At 68.2% G+C, this 17218-nt stretch carries 15 protein-coding genes; 4 read left to right on the forward strand and 11 right to left on the reverse strand.

Going from position 1 to position 17218, the window contains the following annotated elements; genetic code table 11:
- Positions 1-295: 295 nt before the first annotated feature.
- The 7 genes from hflX to dusB all read right to left on the reverse strand — a co-directional run bounded on the left by hflX (position 296) and on the right by dusB (position 9481).
- On the reverse strand, positions 296-1582 hold the full coding sequence (hflX, locus tag GO308_RS07075) for a GTPase HflX (protein WP_240884837.1): 1287 nt from the start codon (positions 1580-1582) through the stop codon (positions 296-298).
- The gene (hfq, locus tag GO308_RS07080) at positions 1579-2073 is read right to left on the reverse strand and encodes an RNA chaperone Hfq (protein ID WP_066545926.1); all 495 of its coding nucleotides are present in this window, start codon (positions 2071-2073) and stop codon (positions 1579-1581) included. The genes hflX and hfq overlap by 4 nt, the downstream gene beginning before the upstream one ends.
- A 121-nt stretch (positions 2074-2194) precedes the next feature.
- Positions 2195-3574, reverse strand: coding sequence for a sigma-54 dependent transcriptional regulator (locus GO308_RS07085; RefSeq protein ID WP_066479817.1), 1380 nt, complete (start codon positions 3572-3574; stop codon positions 2195-2197).
- Between the two features lie 4 nt (positions 3575-3578).
- Positions 3579-5813 (reverse strand): ATP-binding protein, encoded by a 2235-nt coding sequence (locus tag GO308_RS07090; RefSeq protein WP_240884839.1) that lies wholly within the window; start codon positions 5811-5813, stop codon positions 3579-3581.
- 82 nt (positions 5814-5895) lie between these two features.
- Entirely contained in the window at positions 5896-7341 is a 1446-nt protein-coding gene (ntrC, locus tag GO308_RS07095; protein ID WP_240884841.1) for a nitrogen regulation protein NR(I), read from the reverse strand.
- The gene (locus GO308_RS07100) at positions 7338-8432 is read right to left on the reverse strand and encodes an ATP-binding protein (RefSeq protein WP_231729690.1); all 1095 of its coding nucleotides are present in this window, start codon (positions 8430-8432) and stop codon (positions 7338-7340) included. Before GO308_RS07100 ends, ntrC begins: the two co-directional genes overlap by 4 nt.
- Positions 8433-8482: 50 nt before the next feature.
- Positions 8483-9481, reverse strand: a complete 999-nt coding sequence (gene dusB / locus GO308_RS07105) for a tRNA dihydrouridine synthase DusB (protein WP_066480194.1) — start codon at positions 9479-9481, stop codon at positions 8483-8485.
- Between the two features lie 80 nt (positions 9482-9561).
- On the opposite strand from dusB, the gene GO308_RS07110 reads away from it, so the two are divergent.
- Genes GO308_RS07110 through GO308_RS07120 form a run of 3 tightly spaced genes read left to right on the forward strand, consistent with a single transcriptional unit; the run spans position 9562 to position 11808 of the window.
- On the forward strand, positions 9562-10743 hold the full coding sequence (locus GO308_RS07110) for a bifunctional 2-C-methyl-D-erythritol 4-phosphate cytidylyltransferase/2-C-methyl-D-erythritol 2,4-cyclodiphosphate synthase (protein WP_240884843.1): 1182 nt from the start codon (positions 9562-9564) through the stop codon (positions 10741-10743).
- A 4-nt stretch (positions 10744-10747) separates the two neighbouring features.
- A complete protein-coding gene (locus GO308_RS07115; RefSeq protein ID WP_066479837.1) occupies positions 10748-11290 on the forward strand; it encodes a hypothetical protein in 543 nt (180 codons plus the stop codon).
- The gene (locus tag GO308_RS07120) at positions 11287-11808 is read left to right on the forward strand and encodes a CinA family protein (RefSeq protein ID WP_066546320.1); all 522 of its coding nucleotides are present in this window, start codon (positions 11287-11289) and stop codon (positions 11806-11808) included. The genes GO308_RS07115 and GO308_RS07120 overlap by 4 nt, the downstream gene beginning before the upstream one ends.
- Here GO308_RS07120 and GO308_RS07125 read toward each other — a convergent pair.
- Both GO308_RS07125 and lipA read right to left on the reverse strand, forming a co-directional pair.
- Positions 11754-12230: a type II toxin-antitoxin system RatA family toxin gene (locus tag GO308_RS07125; RefSeq protein ID WP_066479843.1), complete on the reverse strand. Its 477-nt coding sequence runs from the start codon at positions 12228-12230 to the stop codon at positions 11754-11756. The two genes, GO308_RS07120 and GO308_RS07125, sit on opposite strands and share 55 nt — an antisense overlap.
- 4 nt (positions 12231-12234) lie before the next feature.
- Positions 12235-13176 carry a lipoyl synthase gene (lipA, locus tag GO308_RS07130; protein WP_240884845.1) on the reverse strand — a complete coding sequence of 314 codons (942 nt, stop codon included), beginning with the start codon at positions 13174-13176 and terminating at the stop codon, positions 12235-12237.
- A 172-nt stretch (positions 13177-13348) separates the two neighbouring features.
- On the opposite strand from lipA, the gene GO308_RS07135 reads away from it, so the two are divergent.
- The gene (locus GO308_RS07135; protein ID WP_066479851.1) at positions 13349-13981 is read left to right on the forward strand and encodes a carbonic anhydrase; all 633 of its coding nucleotides are present in this window, start codon (positions 13349-13351) and stop codon (positions 13979-13981) included.
- A gap of 126 nt (positions 13982-14107) precedes the next feature.
- Here GO308_RS07135 and GO308_RS07140 read toward each other — a convergent pair whose 3' ends face one another.
- Together GO308_RS07140 and aspS are read right to left on the reverse strand one after the other, a co-directional pair.
- Positions 14108-14884 carry a polyphosphate kinase gene (locus GO308_RS07140; protein WP_066546317.1) on the reverse strand — a complete coding sequence of 259 codons (777 nt, stop codon included), beginning with the start codon at positions 14882-14884 and terminating at the stop codon, positions 14108-14110.
- Positions 14885-15338: 454 nt separating this feature from the next.
- Complete coding sequence (gene aspS / locus GO308_RS07145; RefSeq protein ID WP_240885212.1) at positions 15339-17129, reverse strand: aspartate--tRNA ligase; 1791 nt, start codon at positions 17127-17129, stop codon at positions 15339-15341.
- Between the last annotated feature and the right edge of the window lie 89 nt (positions 17130-17218).

A 17218-nucleotide genomic window follows, 5' to 3' on the forward strand; every position in this document is an offset into this window, starting at 1 on the left:
GTTTCCATCAATTTCCCATCCGCTCATCCTGGGTAGCCATTGAGCTTGTCGAAGCAGCTACTCAGAGTCTGACTCGGAATGTGCATTTGATCGAGGAACGGATCGCATTTTTCTCGTCACTCCGGCCTTGAGCCGGGGTCCCGCTTCTTCTCGGGCCGGATCAGACAGCGGGGCCCCGGCTCAAGGCAGGGGCGACGGGAAGAAATGGGCTGGATTTTGCAGGATGTCTATTCCCGGTCAGCCTCTCAGGATGAGCGATTGAGTATCATTCAAGATCCGGAAGCAGCCAAGCCCCCTACCGCCGCAAAAACCGCTCATATTCGCGCGGCGCCATTCGCACCTCGAACTGCGCCTGCTCGTCCTCGGTCCAGTGCGTCAGCACCTCGCCATGCTGGTGCAGCCATGCCGCGCCCGCGCCGTCGCCCATGTCGAGCGTGATGCGATAGCGGCGGTGGCTGGCGGTCAGCAGCTCGGCGACCCGCGCGGTCAGGGCCTCCACCCCGTCGCCGGTCAGCGCCGACACCGCCACGACATCCTCACGCCGCGCCGCCTCGCCCAGCACTTCGGCGGCATCGTCAGCGTCGAGCAGGTCGGTCTTGTTCCACGCCTCGATCCGCGGGGTCGTGTCGGCGACGCCCAGATCCTTCAGTACGCCCTCGACATCATCGCGCTGCGCCAGGCTGTCGGGGTGCGCGATGTCGCGGACATGGACCAGCAGATCGGCCGACACCACTTCCTCCAGCGTCGCCTTGAACGCGGCGACCAGCTGCGTCGGCAGGTCGGACACGAACCCGACCGTGTCCGACAGGATCGCCTTGTCGATACCGGGCAGCGCGATCTGGCGCAGCGTCGGATCGAGTGTCGCGAACAGAAGATTTTCAGCCATCACGTCCGCCCCGGTCAGCCGGTTGAACAGCGTCGACTTGCCCGCATTGGTATAGCCGACCAGCGCGATGACGGGCCATGGCGCGCGCTGGCGCCGGTCGCGGTGGAGCGTGCGGGTGCGGCTCACCTGCTCGAGCTCGCGGCGAAGCTTGGTCATGCGATCGCGGATCATCCGACGGTCGGCCTCGATCTGGGTTTCGCCCGGACCGCCCAGAAAGCCGACGCCGCCGCGCTGGCGCTCCAGGTGGGTCCAGCTGCGCACCAGCCGCCCGGCCTGATAATCGAGGTGCGCGAGTTCGACCTGCAACCGACCCTCGGCGGTGCGCGCACGCTCGCCGAAAATCTCCAGGATCAGGCCGGTGCGGTCGATCACCTTGCACTTGAGCGCGGTTTCCAGGTTGCGCTGCTGCACCGGCGTCAGCGCCGCGTCGAACACCGCCAGCTCCAGCTCGCGGTCGCGCACCTCCTCGGCCAGCATCTCGACCTGGCCGGACCCGAGCAGCGTCGCGGGGCGCGCCGCGCGGATGCGATAGGCGATGCGCGCCACCACCTCGACCCCGATCGCCTCGGCCAGTCCCGCAGTCTCCTCCAGTCGCGCATCGCTGTCGCGCGCCGACCCGCCCTGGTCGGGCAGGACGACGACGGTGCGTGCGCCGCGCGCGAACTCCTGCGCGTCGCGATCGAAGCCGTTGCTCAATCGCCGTCCATCGCGGCTTGTTCGTCCGCCAGATTGAGCGGCGTCGCGGGCTGGATCGTCGACACGGCGTGCTTGTAGACCAGCTGCGACATGCCATCGCGCTGGAGCAGCATGCAGAACAGGTCGAACGCCGCGATCTGGCCCTGCAGCATCACGCCGTTGACCAGGAACATGGTGACATTCTCCTGCTGGCGGCGCACCGCGCTCAGGAAGATTTCCTGCAGCAGCGGGTTCTTCGATCCGCCATGCTCGCCCACGCCCTCGATCACGGCGGTCAGGTCGACCGGCTGCGACGGCATGATCGTCGAGATTGCGTGTTTGTAGACCAGCTGCGACTGGCCGTCGCGGCGCAGCAGAACGGAGAAATTGTCGAACCAGGTGACGATGCCCTGCAGCTTCACGCCCTTGACCAGGAACATGGTCACCGGGGTCTTGCTGCGACGCAGGGCGTTGAGGAAAAGGTCCTGAAGTGAGCTTTGCTTGTCGGCCATGGTTTGCCCTTATTCTTGGCGGCGAACGCCGCGGTTACACCGATCTGTCGACGCGACGCGCGCGACATGGCGATGCGCCCGGCGTCAATCTAGGTACCGGCAAGCAAATCGTCCACCGGAGTCACTCGTCGCCGCGAACTTCAGTGATGCCGAGCAGCTTGAGTTTCCGGTGCAGCGCCGAACGCTCCATGCCGATGAACGTTGCGGTGCGCGAGATATTGCCCGAAAACCGCCGGATCTGGACGCGCAGATATTCGCGCTCGAACGATTCGCGCGCCTCGCGCAACGGCGCGCCCATGATCGCGCTGCCCCCGATCCCGCCATTGCCCCCCGGCGCGCCCAGCACTTCGGGCGGCAACAGGTCGATGTCGATGCGCTGGATGCGGTTGCCGGGGGCCAGGATGATGGTCCGCTCGACGACGTTGCGCAGCTGGCGGACATTGCCCGGCCATTCATAGGATTGCAGCGCGACCATCGCGTCGGCGGCGATCTCCGGCGTCGTCACCCGGCGCTCGGCGGCGTAATGCGCGACGAAATGCTCGACCAGCGGCGGAATGTCCTCGCGACGTTCGGCCAGCGGCGGGATCGCCACGGGCACGACGTTCAGCCGGTAATACAGGTCCTCGCGGAAGCGCCCCTCGGCAATCTCGACCATCAGGTCGCGCGCGGTGGCCGAAACGACGCGAACGTCGACCTTGACCATCCGCTGGCCGCCGACGCGGGTAAAGCTCTGGTCGGTCAGCGCGCGCAGGATGCGCGCCTGTGTCGTCACCGGCATGTCGGCGATCTCGTCCAGGAACAGCGTGCCGCCATGCGCCTGTTCGAACAGGCCGGGGCGGACCAGGTCGCCTGCTTCCTCGACCCCGAAGAGCTCCTCCTCGACGCGCTCGGGCGTCATTCGCGCGGCGCTGACGATGACGAAGGGCGCATTGGCGCGCGGGCTCCAGCCGTGCAGCAGCCGCGCCGCCACTTCCTTGCCCACGCCCGCCCCCCCGGTGATCAGCACCCGGCTGCCCGTCGATGCCACGCGCTTCAGCGTCGCGCGCACCGAACTGATCGCGGACGAATTGCCGGTCAGGTCGTCCTCGCGGCCCGCCGATGCGCGCAGCGACGCGACCTCGCGCCGCAGCCGCTCGGTTTCGGTCGCGCGCTGGACCAGGAACAACAGGCGTTCGGCCTCGAACGGCTTCTCGATGAAATCCACCGCGCCGCGCCGGATCGCCGCGACCGCAGTGTCCAGATTGCCGTGGCCCGAAATCACCAGCACCGGGATCGACGGATCGCGCCGCTTGATCTCTTCTAGCAGCTCCAGCCCGTCGAGCCGCGACCCCTGAAGCCAGACGTCGAGCAGGACGAGCGAGGGCCGGCGCGCCGCCACCGCCTCCAGCGCCGCGTCGGAATCGGCGGCGTCGCGGGTCTCGTACCCCTCGTCCTCCAGCACCCCCGCCACCAGCTCGCGGATGTCGCGCTCGTCATCGACGACCAGAATATCCAGCTTCATTCATTCATCCTTGGCGTTTGATCGGCGTGGGCAATGCGGGTTCGGCGGCGTCGGCGAGCGTTTCGTCGGCGTTCCCCGCCAGATTCTGGAGCAGGCCCGAATCGAAGGTCAGCGTGACGCAGGTCCCGCCGCCGGCGCGATCGGCGAACTCGATGCGGCCGAAATGCTCCTCGACGATCTTCTTGACGATGGCGAGGCCCAGCCCCGTGCCGCGGCTGCGCGTCGTCATATAGGGTTCGACGATGCGGTTGCGGTCGACCGGCAGCCCGACGCCGTTGTCGGCGATGGTCAGCACGACCTCGCCCGCCGTGGCGCCGGCCGCGACCGTTACCTGGACCTCGCCCTGCGGCAAGTCCTCGCCGCTGCGCGCCGCGATTGCCTCGATCGCGTTCTTGACGATGTTGGTCACCGCCTGGCCGATCTGGCGGCGGTCGCAGACCAGTGGCGCGCCGTGCAGCCGATCGTCGAGCCGGAACGCGATTTCGGGATGCGCGACCTCGTGCAGGAACACCGACTGGCGCGCGATGTCGGCCAGCGGCTCCTCGCGGAACACGGGCTTGGGCATCCGCGCGAAGGACGAAAACTCGTCGACCATGCGTCGCAGGTCGCCGACCTGGCGGACGATCGTGTCGGTCAACCGGGCGAAGACGCTGTCATCCGCGTCGATCTGCTTGCCATAGCGCCGCTGCAGCCGCTCGGCGGCCAGCTGGATCGGGGTCAGCGGGTTCTTGATCTCGTGCGCGATGCGGCGTGCGACGTCGGACCAGGCGGCCCGGCGCTGGTCGAGCAGCTGCTGGGTGATGTCGTCAAAGGTCAGGATGTGCCCGCCCTCGTCGCGCGTCACCTTCACCGCCAGCGTCTTCGCCTCGCCGCCGGCGACGAGCTGGACGATCGCCTCGCGCGCGCCGTCGTCGATCAGCGCGTCGAGCTCGGGTGCCACTTCCGCGAGCGGACGACCGACCGTCGCGCCCTCGCTCGCCTTCAGCAGCTGCATCGCGGACGCGTTGACGAGTCGCACCGCGCGTACGTCGTCGATCGACACGATGCCCGCGGTGACGCCCGACATCACCGCCTCAATCAGCGCACGGCGGCTTTCGAGCTGCGCGTTGGCCGCCACCAGGTCGCCCGTCTGCTGCTCCAGCCGTGACGTCATCTGGTTGAACGCCTGCGCCAATGTTCCGATCTCGTCGCGGCTGTCGGGTTCGGCGACCCGTGCGGTCAGCTCGCCGCCGGCAACGCGCTGCGCCGCGTCGACCAGCGCGCCGACCGGGCGCACCAGCCGGTCCGCCACCTTCAGGGCGACGAACACCGCCAGCCCGACGATCAGCAGCGAAATACCGAGCAGCGCCGCGTTGAAGCGCAATTGCAACAGCCGCGACCGCTCACGCAGCGCCCGGTAATCCGCCGCGACCGCTTCGGCACGCTGGCGGCGCTGCATCAACTCGCGCGCGCCGACGACGCGGCCCGACGCGACGAAATAATCGGTCTTGGGCACCGGCGCGATCGACTGGACCCGCTCGCCGTTCACCGTGACGATGCTTGGCCGGCCCGCCTGGATCGCGCGGATGTCCTGGATGCGGATACCGTTGACGACGCCCGTCTCATACGGGTCGACGAGCGCATAGGTCAGGATTTCGCCGCTGTCGGTCACCTTGAAGACGACCGATTCGGCCAGGCTGTGCTGGAACACGCCCTGCGCATAATTGACCACGAAATTGGGGTTGTCGAAGTCCCACGAAAACTCGGTCAGCATCCGCGACACGTCGTTGGCGAGCGCGACATTCTCCGAATCGACGTAGCGCGTCATCTCCTCATAGGATTCGCGCGCCAGCGTCGCGGCGTTCTCGATCATCCCGCGCGCCTTGTCCGAATACCAGAATTCGACGCCATATTGGAAAAGCAGCGAGGCAAAGACGGTGACGAGCAGCATCGGGACGCTCGCCAGCACGGAGAAGATGGCGACCAGCCGAACGTGGAGCCGCCCCCCGCCCGCCAGCGGCGACCCGGCCGCACGGCGCCGGGCCGCGCGCCGGCCGATCAGTACGAGCAGCGCCATCCAGGGCAGGAGATTGGCGACGAGCAGCAACGCGATGAGCGGGGGAGTGAGCAGTCGCTGCGACTGCATGTCGCCGCTCAGCACCGCATAGCTGCCGACCCCGACACCCAGCCCCGCGGCCAGTGCCAGCAGTTCGAGCACCGGACTGCTGCCGCTGCGCAAGCCCGCGATCTGCCGGTTCAAGGCGCCATTCATGCCTGCCACGTGGCATCGATACAACAATGCCGTTGCCGGGAAAACACAAGATTGCGCACATGCGTCGCGGCTACGGCTCCTCGCGGCGCACCGGCGTCGCGGCGGGGATTTCGAGCAGGTCGATGCGCTTGCGCAGCGTGTTGCGGTTGATGCCCAGCACGCGGGCGGCGCGCAGCTGGTTGTTGCCCGTCCGCGCCAGGATGGCGGCGATCAGCGGTCGCTCGACCGCCGCGATCAGGCGTTCGTGCAGGCTGCCGTCCTCCAGCGCGCCTGGCTCGGCCGCCAGCAGCCGCGTGAGCCATGCCATTACGGCCGCGTCCATGTCGCCATCCGCCACAGGTTCCGCCGGGGCGATGTGGCCGCCGATCAGGTCGCGCAGTTCAGCCGCGCTGATCACCTCGTCGCGACCAAGCGCCGCGCTGCGCCGCATCAGGTTTTCGAGCTCGCGGACATTGCCCGGCCAGCCGTGGCGCTCCAGCACCCCGATCGCGTCCGCCGCCAGCCGCTTGAGCGGTAGCCCGGCCTCGGCTGCGCGCTCAAGGAAATGGCGGGCGAGCAGCGCGATATCCTGACGCCGCTCGCGCAGCGCGGGCAGGGTCACCGGGATGACGTTGAGCCGGTAGAACAGGTCCTCGCGGAACTGCCCCCGCTGGACCAGCGCGGCCAGGTCGCGGTTGGTCGCCGCGACGATGCGCACATCGGCGCGAATCATGCGCGATCCGCCGACCGTCGTGAACTCGCCCTGCTGCAGGACGCGCAGCAGCCGGGTCTGCGCATCCATCGGCATGTCGCCGATCTCGTCGAGGAACAGCGTGCCGCCCGCCGCCAGCTCGAACTTGCCCGCAACGCGCGCCTGCGCGCCCGTGAACGCGCCGCGTTCGTGCCCGAACAGCTCCGCCTCGATCAGGTCGCGCGGGATCGCCGCCATGTTGATCGCGATGAAGGGCGCGCGGCGGCGCGGGCCAAGGTCGTGGATCGCGCGCGCGACCAGCTCCTTGCCCGTGCCCGACTCGCCGGAGATCAATACCGTCAGGTCGTTGGAAACCACGCGCGCGATCACGCGATAGACATCCTGCATCGCGGGCGACCGCCCGATCAGCGGCATCGCGCGGTCCGCATCGTCCAGCGGCTCGAGCGCATCCCCCCGGCTGCGCGCCAGCGCGCTGGCGACGACGCGGGTCAGCACGTCGAGGTCGAACGGCTTGGGCAGATACTCGAACGCGCCCGCCTCGTTCGCGCGTACCGCGGTGGACAGCGTGTTTTGGGCCGACAGCACGATGACCGGCAAAGACGGCGCGCGCGCGCTCAGCTCGCCGACCCGTTCCAGCCCGTCGCCATCGGGCAGGACGACGTCGGTAATCAGCACGTCGGGCAGCCCCGCCGCCAGCGCCGCGTCGAGCTCGGCCAGCGACTGCGCGCTCGTCACCCGGTGTCCGGCGCGGCGCATCGCCTGGCCGACGACGGTGCGGATCGCGGCATCGTCCTCCAGCACCAGCACATGGCTCTGCCGGGTCATGGGCGCGGCTCGGGTGCGCGGGGCAGCAGGACGCGGAACACGGTGTGCTCCGGATCCCCCTCGCGCGCATATTGGACGATGCCGCCCATGTCGCCCAGCAGCTTCTCGACCAGCGGCAGGCCGAGCCCGCGCCCGTCGCGCTTGCCCGAGACGAAGGGCTCGAACAGGTGGTCCGCCAGGTCGGCGGGCGCGCCGGGGCCGTTGTCGGCGACGATGATCTCGATCGGCAGCGGCACGCGCGGCTTGCCGGGGGCCAGGCTGAACGACACGCCGTGCCGATAGGCGGTGGCAAGCGTGATGCGCGGCGCGGCAATCATGGTGACCGCCTCGGCAGCGTTCTTGAGCAGGTTGATCATCACCTGCAGGAACGCGTCGCGATCCAGCATCACGTCGGGCAACGACGGGTCGAACCGTTCCTCGATCGGCATGTCGCGCGCGAAGCCGGCAATCGCGACCTGGCGCGCATGGCTCAGCAGCGGATAGATGTTGGTTCGCTGCAGGTTGGGTGGCCGGGTGTCGGTAAAATCCTGCATCCGGTCGATCAACGCGGCGATGCGATCAACCTCGCTGGTGATCAGGCCGGTCAGCTCGGCCGTCATGCCCGGTCCCGCGGCGTCGAGCCCCGGCGCCGCAGGATCGGCCGATGCCAGCAATTGCGCCGCGCCGCGGATGCCGGACAATGGATTCTTGATCTCGTGCGCCAGCATCGCCGCCGCCCCGACTGCTGCGCGGGTGCCGCCTGGCCGGTCGCTCCCCTGCCCGCCACGCCGCGCGACCGAGACGGCATTCAGCGTGACGATGCGCCAGCCGCTCGGCTCGCTGATCACCGCTTCGGCGAAATCGGCCCGGAAACGCCCGCCACGGACCAGCATGACCTCGGCATCGAAAGTGGCAAAGCCGTGCCCCGGCCGCCGCGCGGCATAGCCGGCCGGCGGCACGATCACCGCATCTAGCGGCCGTCGGCGCATCGCGCGCTCGGACAGGTTGAGCAGGTGTTCGGCGGCGATGTTGGCGTGGACGATCGCGCCTTCGCCATCGAGCACCAGCGTCGCCACCGGATGCGCGGCGAAAATCTCGGCAAAGCCGGGCAGCGTGGGTGCCGGCGGCGGTACGCACGCCGGTCCCGATGCCACCGCGACCCTCAGGCCGCCGCGCGCGAACGCCACGGCGCGTAGAACGCCGCCAGCATCGCCTGCACGCGCTTGGGGTCGGGCTCCTGGTTCACCCGGTTGCGGAACTCCGCCGATCCGTGCAGCCCGCGGGTGTACCAGCCGATATGCTTGCGCGCCATGTTGACACCGGTTTCGACGCCATAATGGCTGAGCATCGCGTCGTAATGCTCGGTGATCAGGTGATATTGCTCCTCGATCGTCGGATCGGGCACCTCGCGCCCCTCGGCGAACCACGCCATCACCTGGCCGAGCAGCCACGGCTTGCCATAGGCACCGCGCCCGATCATCACCCCATCCGCGCCCGATTGCGCCAGCGCGGCTTCCGCATCCGCGATCGAGCAGATGTCGCCATTGACGATCACCGGCAGCGTCACCGCATCCTTGACCTTGCGGACGAACGCCCAGTCGGCATTCCCCTTGTACATCTGGTTGCGCGTGCGGCCGTGCACCGTGATCATCTGCGCGCCCAGGTCCTGCGCGATCCGGGCAAGCTCGGGTGCGTTCAGGCTCGAATGGTCCCAGCCCATCCGCATCTTGACCGTCACCGGCACGTCGACTGCCTTCACCGTCGCCTCGATCAGCGATGCGGCGAGCGGCAGGTCGCGCATCAGCGCGGAGCCGGCATCGCCGTTGACGATCTTCTTGACCGGGCAGCCCATGTTGATGTCGATGATGGCCGCGCCGCGATCGGCGTTGAGCTTGGCCGCTTCGGCCATCTCGTGCGGGGAGCAGCCCGCGAGCTGCATCGAGATCGGCTCCTCGACCCGGTCCCACGCCGCCTTCTGCAGCGACTGGCGCGTCTCGCGGATCATCGCCTGGCTGGCGATCATCTCGGTGACGTTCAGACCCGAGCCGTAACGGCGCACCAGCGTGCGGAACGGCAGGTCGGTGACGCCCGTCATCGGCGCCAGGATCACCGGCGCGTCGATCGTCACGGGTCCGATGCGGATGGGGGAAAGTCTGCTCATCATCTGCCTAAAAATCAGGCAGCGCCATAAGGCCTTGCGGGGTTACTGACAAGGCGGCGTCGAATGGCTAGGGCGACGCGATGATTCAACGTCGCCCCCCCGTCGTTCAGGCCATCATCGTCGCCGCCGGCACCGGCACGCGGACCGGCCGCGCGCTGCCCAAGCAGTTCGCCGATCTCGCGGGCCGGCCGATGATCGCGTACAGCCACGCCGCACTGGCCGGGCATCCGGCGATCGCAGGGGTGCTGTGCGTCATCGGCGAGGGCCAGCAGGCGTTGCTCACCGACGCGCTGGGCGATGTCCCGCACGTTCTCGGCGGGGCCAACCGCCGGCAATCGGTCGCCAACGGGCTGGCGGCGATCGCCGCGTCGGGCGGTGCCGATGTCGTGCTGGTCCACGACGCCGCGCGCCCCTTCCTCAGCGCCCAGGTGATCGACCGGCTGGTCGCGGCGCTCGACGACGCGGCGGGTGCGATCCCGGTGCTGTCCGTGGCCGACACGTTGGCGCGCGGCCAGGCGGGCGTGCTCGGCGACATCGTGCCACGCGACGGCCTGTATCGCGTCCAGACGCCCCAGGCGTTCCGCTTCGACCTGCTCACCGCCGCCCACGCGACCTGGCCCGCCGACCGCGAGGCGACCGACGATGCCCAGATGGTCCGCGCGATCGGGCATCGGGTCGCGCTGGTCGCCGGCGATCCGCAGCTGGAAAAGATCACCTTTGCCGAGGATTTCGACCGAATGAACCCCACGTCCCCGCCCGCCCCCAGCTGGGTCAGCCGCTCGGCCAGCGGCTTCGACGTTCATCGCCTTGCGGCGGGCGAGGAGCTGTGGCTCGGCGGCGTCCGCATCCCGCATCACAAGGGGCTGGCCGGGCACAGCGATGCCGATGTCGCGCTCCACGCGATCACCGATGCGCTGCTCGGCACAATCGCCGCCGGCGATATCGGCACGCACTTCCCCCCCAGCGACCCGCAATGGCGCGGCGCGGAGTCGGCGCAGTTCCTGACCCATGCCGCCGGGCTCGTCGCGGCGCAGGGCGGCATCATCGATTTCATCGACCTGACCCTGATCTGCGAAGCGCCGAAGATCGGGCCCCATCGCGACGCGATGCGCGAACGCATCGCCGGCTTGTTGCGGCTTGGCACCGGGCAGGTTAGCATCAAGGCGACGACGACCGAGCGCCTCGGCTTTACCGGACGGGGCGAAGGCATCGCGGCGCAGGCGATCGCGACCATCAGGCTTCCAGCGGAGAAAGTGGCGTGAACCCATGATGAGATCGACCGTGCTTCGATGGCTCGCCGCCGCGGCGCTGTTCGCAGCGAGCGGCGCGAGCGCGCTCGCCGCCCAGCGCCAGGCGTCCCTGCCCTGCATCCCGTCTGCCGATGCGGAGGCGCTGTTCGTCTATGTCCTGCCCGATCTGGTGCGCGAAGTCGGCAATCGCTGCGCGTCGGCCCTGCCCGCTTCCGCCTATCTGCGCACCGGCACCGGCCGGCTGACCGCGCGCTACGCCGATGAGGGCGCGCGCACCTGGCCGGCGGCGCGCCGCGCGCTCGGCGCGCTGGTCGGCGACGAGAACCTCGCATTCCTCGATTCGCAATTTGCCCGGCCGATGGTCGGCGCGCTCGCCGGGCCGCTGATCGCCGCGCGGGTCGATGTCGCCGATTGCCCGGTCATCGATCGCGCGCTGGCACTGGTCGAGCCGCTGCCGCCGCGCAACACCGCCGCGCTGCTCGTCCTGTTCGCCCAGATCGATGCGCGCGCGCAGAACAGCCGCACCCGCGCGCTCAACATCTGTCCGCTGCCGCGATGACCATCGACACGCTGCTGCCGCCCGAACTGGTCGCCGCCGCCCGCCGGGTGATCGAGGCGAACCGCACCGCCGGTCGCCGCATCGCGCTCGCCGAAAGCTGCACCGGTGGCCTGGTCGCCGCCGCGCTGACCGAGATTTCGGGCTCGTCCGACGTGCTGGAGGGCGGCTTCGTCACCTATTCCAACGTCGCCAAGATGGATTTGCTCAAGGTCAGCCTGGACGTGCTCGACACGTTCGGCGCGGTGTCGATCGCAACCGCATGGAGCATGGCACAGGGCGCGCTGAAGGCAACGCGCGCCGACGTCGCGGTCGCAATCACCGGGGTCGCGGGTCCCGGCGGCGGCACGGAGAAGAAGCCGGTCGGCACGGTCGTCTTCGCGCGCGCCGAACGCGGCGGCGATCCGAAGGACGTGGTCGCCGACAGCCGGCTGTTTGAGAACAACGGTCGCGGCGGAATCCGGCTTCAGGCGGCGCTGTGTGCGCTCGACTTGCTGATGCCGCCGTCGGTCGCGCCATAGAGCGTCGCGGCGCGCGCCTCGAACGCGCCGATCATCTTGCGCAGCGCGCGGTCGAACACCTGGCCGGCCAGCATTTCGAACATCCGGTTCTTGAACGCGAAGTCGACGCAGAAATCGACCGCGCAGCCGCCCGCGCCGTCGGGCCGGAAGCGCCAGTCGTTGCGCAGATATTTGAGCGGCCCGTCGACATATTCGACATGCAGATGCTCGGGCCGCGACTTGGTGACCTTCGACGTGAAGGTCTCGCGCAATCCCTTGAAACCGACGATCATGTCAGCGACCATTTCGGTGTCGTTGTTCGACCGCACCCGGATCGCGCTGACCCAGGGCAGGAACTCGGCATAGCGGCCGACATCGGCGACCATGTCGAACATCTGCTCGGGGGTGTAGGGCAAGACCCGCGTCTCGCTGTGCTTCGGCATCGCGTCAGGCCCTGGCGAGCTTCGCCTCGCGCGCGGCGCGCAGCCGTGCGAAATCGTCGCCGGCATGATAGCTCGACCGCGTCAGCGGCGACGATGCGACCAGCAGGAACCCCTTGGCCCGCGCGATCGCAGCAAAGGAATCGAACGCCTGGGGCGTCACGAAATCCATCACCTTGGCGTGGCGCGGCGTCGGCTGGAGATACTGGCCCATCGTCAGGAAATCGACATCGGCCGACCGCATGTCGTCCATCACCTGATGCACTTCCAGCCGCTGCTCGCCCAGGCCCAGCATGATGCCCGACTTGGTGAAGATCGACGGGTCGTGGCGCTTCACGCTCTCCAGCAGCCGCAGCGACGCATAATAGCGCGCGCCCGGGCGGATCGTCGGATAAAGCCGCGGCACCGTTTCGAGATTATGGTTATAGACGTCGGGCCGCGCCGCCACGATCGCCTCGACCGCGGCCTCGGCCTTGTTGCGGAAATCGGGGGTCAGGATCTCGATCGTCGTGCGCGGCGTGTTCCGCCGCAGCGCCTCGATCACCTTGACGAACTGGCTCGCGCCGCCATCCGGCAAATCGTCGCGGTCGACCGAGGTGATGACGATATGCTCAAGCCCCAGCTCGGCGGCGGCGACCGCGACATGCTCGGGCTCCAGCGGGTCGACCTTGCGCGGCATCCCCGTCTTGACGTTGCAGAAGGCGCAGGCGCGCGTGCACACATCGCCCAGGATCATCACCGTCGCGTGCTTCTTGGTCCAGCACTCGCCGATATTGGGGCACGCCGCCTCCTCACACACCGTCGCCAGGTTGAGCCGGCGCATCAGCTGGCGCGTCTCGGCAAAGCCGGTCGAGGTCGGTGCCTTGACGCGGATCCAGTCGGGCTTGCGCTGGCGCGGTTCAGACACAGCCGGCGTGGCGGGACGAAGGACGGGGCTGGGATCGTTCATGGCCAGCGAGATAGCGATGCGCTCCGGCGCGCACAACCATCGCCCGCATCGCGGGCACGGGCGGACGCGGCGTCACGTAACAAATCATTGCTGGCCCGCCTCATGCGGATGCAATATGCCCGCAGGGTCGCTACTTCAACCGAGCGGATTTGACCGATCGAACGGAGTACCCATGACCGATTTCACCGACCTGCTCGATGGCTATCAGCGGTTCCGGACCGCGGATTATCGTCGCCAGCGCGAACGCTGGGAGACGCTGGCCGAGGGCCAGGCGCCCAAGCTGATGGTCATTGCCTGCTCCGACAGCCGCGTCGAGCCCGCGCAGATCTTCGACACGCTGCCCGGCGAGATTTTCGTCGTGCGCAACGTCGCCAATCTGGTTCCGCCGTTCGAGACCTCGCCGGGCCATCACGGCGTCTCGGCCGCGCTCGAATTTGCGGTGACCAAGCTGGAGGTCGAGGAAATCGTCGTCATGGGCCATGGCAAGTGCGGCGGCGCTCATGCCGCGCTGACCGGCATGTTCCATGATTCCGCCCCGGGCGAGGGCGGCTTCGTCCATGACTGGGTCAGCCTGCTCGACGATGCGCGTGCGCGGGTGCGCGCCAAGTTCGGCGACAGCCCGGAGGCCGCGCGCGAGATGGAGCTGGAAACCGTGCGCACCTCGATCGCCAATCTGCGCACCTTCCCCTTCATTCCCGAGCGCGAGGCGGCGGGCAAGCTCAAGCTCCACGGCGCCTTTTTCGCGATCAGCGACGGCGTGCTCCACGTGATGGGCCCCGACGGCGAGTTCCGCGCCGCAGCCTGATCTGCGTCAGCCGCCGGCCGCCTCGCCCAGCAGCAACGCGACGAGCAGGCCGAGCGCGGTCGCGATCAGCGCGCCTGAGACGACCGCCGCCAGGGTCATCACCATGGCGGGGCCACGCTCGCCGCGTCACTTCGCGGCGAGCGTGGCGCGCGCCATCGCCTCGAAATCGGGGTCGAGCGCCGACGGCGTCATCGAAACCTTTGCTTCCAGCGCATCGGCGATCGCGGTCAGCGCCGCGATCCGTGCCGCCTTGCGGTCATTGCCGTCGATCACCGTCCAGGGCGCGACCTTGGTGTCGGTGCGCGCAAACATGTCGGCCATCGCGTCCAGATAGTCGGCGCGCCGCGCGCGGTTGCGATAATCCTCCGCCCCGGTCTTCCAGTGCTTCCATGGATCGTCCAGCCGCTCGGCAAATTCGCGGTCCTGTGTCTCCTGGGTGATGTGGATGAACAGCTTGACCAGGGTCACGCCGGCTTCGGCCTGCTGCGCCTCGAACGCGTTGATCTCGTCATAGCCGCGCTTCCATTCCGCCTTGGTCGCGAAACCCTCGACCCGCTCGACCAGCACGCGGCCGTACCAGGTGCGGTCGAACACGTTGATATCGCCCGGTTGGGGCAGCTTCGTCCAGAAACGGTAGAGGAAATGCCGACCCTTCTCCTCCGGCGTCGGCGCACCGATCGGATAGACCTCGAAATAGCGCGGGTCCCACAGCGACGTCAGCCGCTTGATGATCCCGCCCTTGCCCGCCGCATCCCACCCCTCGATCGCGATGATGGCGGCGCGCTTGTGACAGATATGCGCGACCTGGATGCGCTCCAGGCGTTCCTGCACATCCTTCAGCGCATCGGAATAGTCGCCCGCGAACGACGCGCCGCGTTCATAGTCGGAGAGCTTGATGGTCATGGGCGCGAGTGTGGCCGTCATGGCCGGTCAGGGCAAGCGGCGGACTGCCAGCCGTTCTCAAAGCCTTCACCCCGTCCCTGTGCCGGGCTCCACCGCGCCATCAGAGCGTGATAACGTTGGAGTGACGCGCGCTCTGGCGATGTCCTAGTCATCCCTGCCTTGTGCCGAGGTTCACGGGCGAAATGTCACAACCTTCGGCACTGCGCGGCCCGGTGGACCCCGGCACAAGGCCGGGGTGACGATCCGAGAGTGGTAACAATGTGGAGGAGCGGGGCAGGTTTGGAGGGCCAGGACGAGCGCGACCCCGCCCCTGCCCTTCGTTACCCCGGCCTCGTGCCGGGGTCCACCGCGCCCATTGCACCAACGTTCGCTCAGCACGGCACCGTGGATGCCGGCACGAGGCCGGCACGACGAATGAGCGAGCGGTGGCTCCGAACTAGCGTCCGAGCGCCCTTTACCCCTTCGCCGCTTCCACCAGCCGGATGTTCAGCTCGCGCAGCTGCTTGGCGCTGACCGGGCCCGGCGCGCCCATCATCAGATCCTCGGCCTTCTGGGTCATCGGGAAGGTGATGACTTCGCGGATGTTCGGCTCGTCCGCCAGCAGCATGACGATGCGGTCGACGCCCGGCGCGGACCCGCCGTGCGGCGGCGCGCCGAACTTGAACGCGTTGATCATGCCCGCAAAATTCGTGTCGACGTCCTCGCGGGTATAGCCGGCGATCTCGAACGCCTTGTACATGATCTCCGGCCGATGGTTCCGGATCGCGCCCGACGACAGCTCCACGCCGTTGCAGACGATGTCATACTGATACGCCAGCACCTCGAGCGGATCCTTGGTCTCCAGCGCCTCCAGCTCACCCTGCGGCATCGAGAACGGGTTGTGGCTGAAATCGACCTTCTTCGCGTCCTCGTCATATTCGAACATCGGGAAGTCGACGATCCAGCAGAATTCGAATCGGCTGTCGTCGATCAGCTTCAGCTCCTCGGCCACGCGCGTGCGCGCCAGACCCGCCAGCTTCGCCGCCTGTGCCTCCTTGCCGGCGGCGAAGAACACGCCGTCATCGGGGCCGAGCCCCAGCGCCTCGACAAGCTTCGCCGTCGCGTCCGCCCCGTGGTTCTTGGCGATCGGCCCGCCGGGCTCGCCGCCCTTGATGTTAATATAGCCCAGCCCCGAAAAGCCCTCGGACTTGGCCCAGTTGTTCATGTCGTCGAAGAACTTCCGGCTGCCCGCGCCCGCACCGGGCGCCGGGATCGCTCGGATCACGCTGCCGCTGTCGACCAGCGACGCGAAGATACCGAAGCCCGAACCCCGGAAATGATCGGTCACGTCGACGATCTCGATCGGATTGCGCAGGTCAGGCTTGTCGTTGCCATATTTCAGCATCGATTCGCGGTACGGGATGCGGCGGAACGGCAGCGACGACACGGTGCGGCCCTTGCCCTGCCAGTCGGCAAATTCCTCGAACACGCCGTGCAGCACCGGCTCGATCGCTGCAAAAACATCGTCTTGCGTAACGAAGCTCATTTCGAAATCGAGCTGATAGAACTCGCCGGGCGACCGGTCGGCGCGCGCATCCTCGTCGCGGAAGCACGGCGCGATCTGGAAATAGCGGTCGAAGCCGGCGACCATCAGCAGCTGCTTGAACATCTGCGGCGCCTGGGGCAGCGCATAGAACTTGCCGGGATGGACGCGGCTGGGGACCAGATAGTCGCGCGCGCCCTCGGGCGACGACGCGGTCAGGATCGGCGTCTGGAACTCGGTAAAGCCCTGGTCGATCATCCGCCGGCGCAGCGAAGCGATCACCTGCGCGCGCAGCATGATGTTGGCGTGGACCTTCTCGCGCCGCAGGTCGAGATAGCGATAGCGCAAACGGATATCCTCGGGATATTCCGCCTCGCCCGCCACCGGCATCGGCAGCTCCTGCGCCGCCGACTGGACGGTCACGCCGCGCGCGAACACCTCGATCTCGCCGGTCGGCAGATTGGCGTTGATCGTCGCGTCCGACCGCTTTTTGACCACGCCGTCGATGGTGACGACCGACTCCGTGCGTACCGACTCCAGCATAGGCAATGCTGGTGAATCGCTGTCCGCGACGATCTGGGTAATGCCGTAATGATCGCGCAGGTCGATGAACAGCACGCCGCCATGGTCGCGCTTGCGGTGGACCCAGCCCGACAGTCGGACGGTCTCGCCGACCTGGGCGGCGGTCAGCTGGGCGCAGTGATGGGTGCGATAGGCGTGCATGACGTTGCGGTCTCTAGTTTCGCGGCGCGGCCCCGCGCCGCCGGTGAAAATGCGAGCCGCGCGAATCCGCGCCGCGCCACCCTTTGTCA

Origin of the sequence: Sphingomonas sp. SFZ2018-12, assembly GCF_022496715.1 — a bacterium.
GTDB lineage: Bacteria > Pseudomonadota > Alphaproteobacteria > Sphingomonadales > Sphingomonadaceae > Sphingomonas.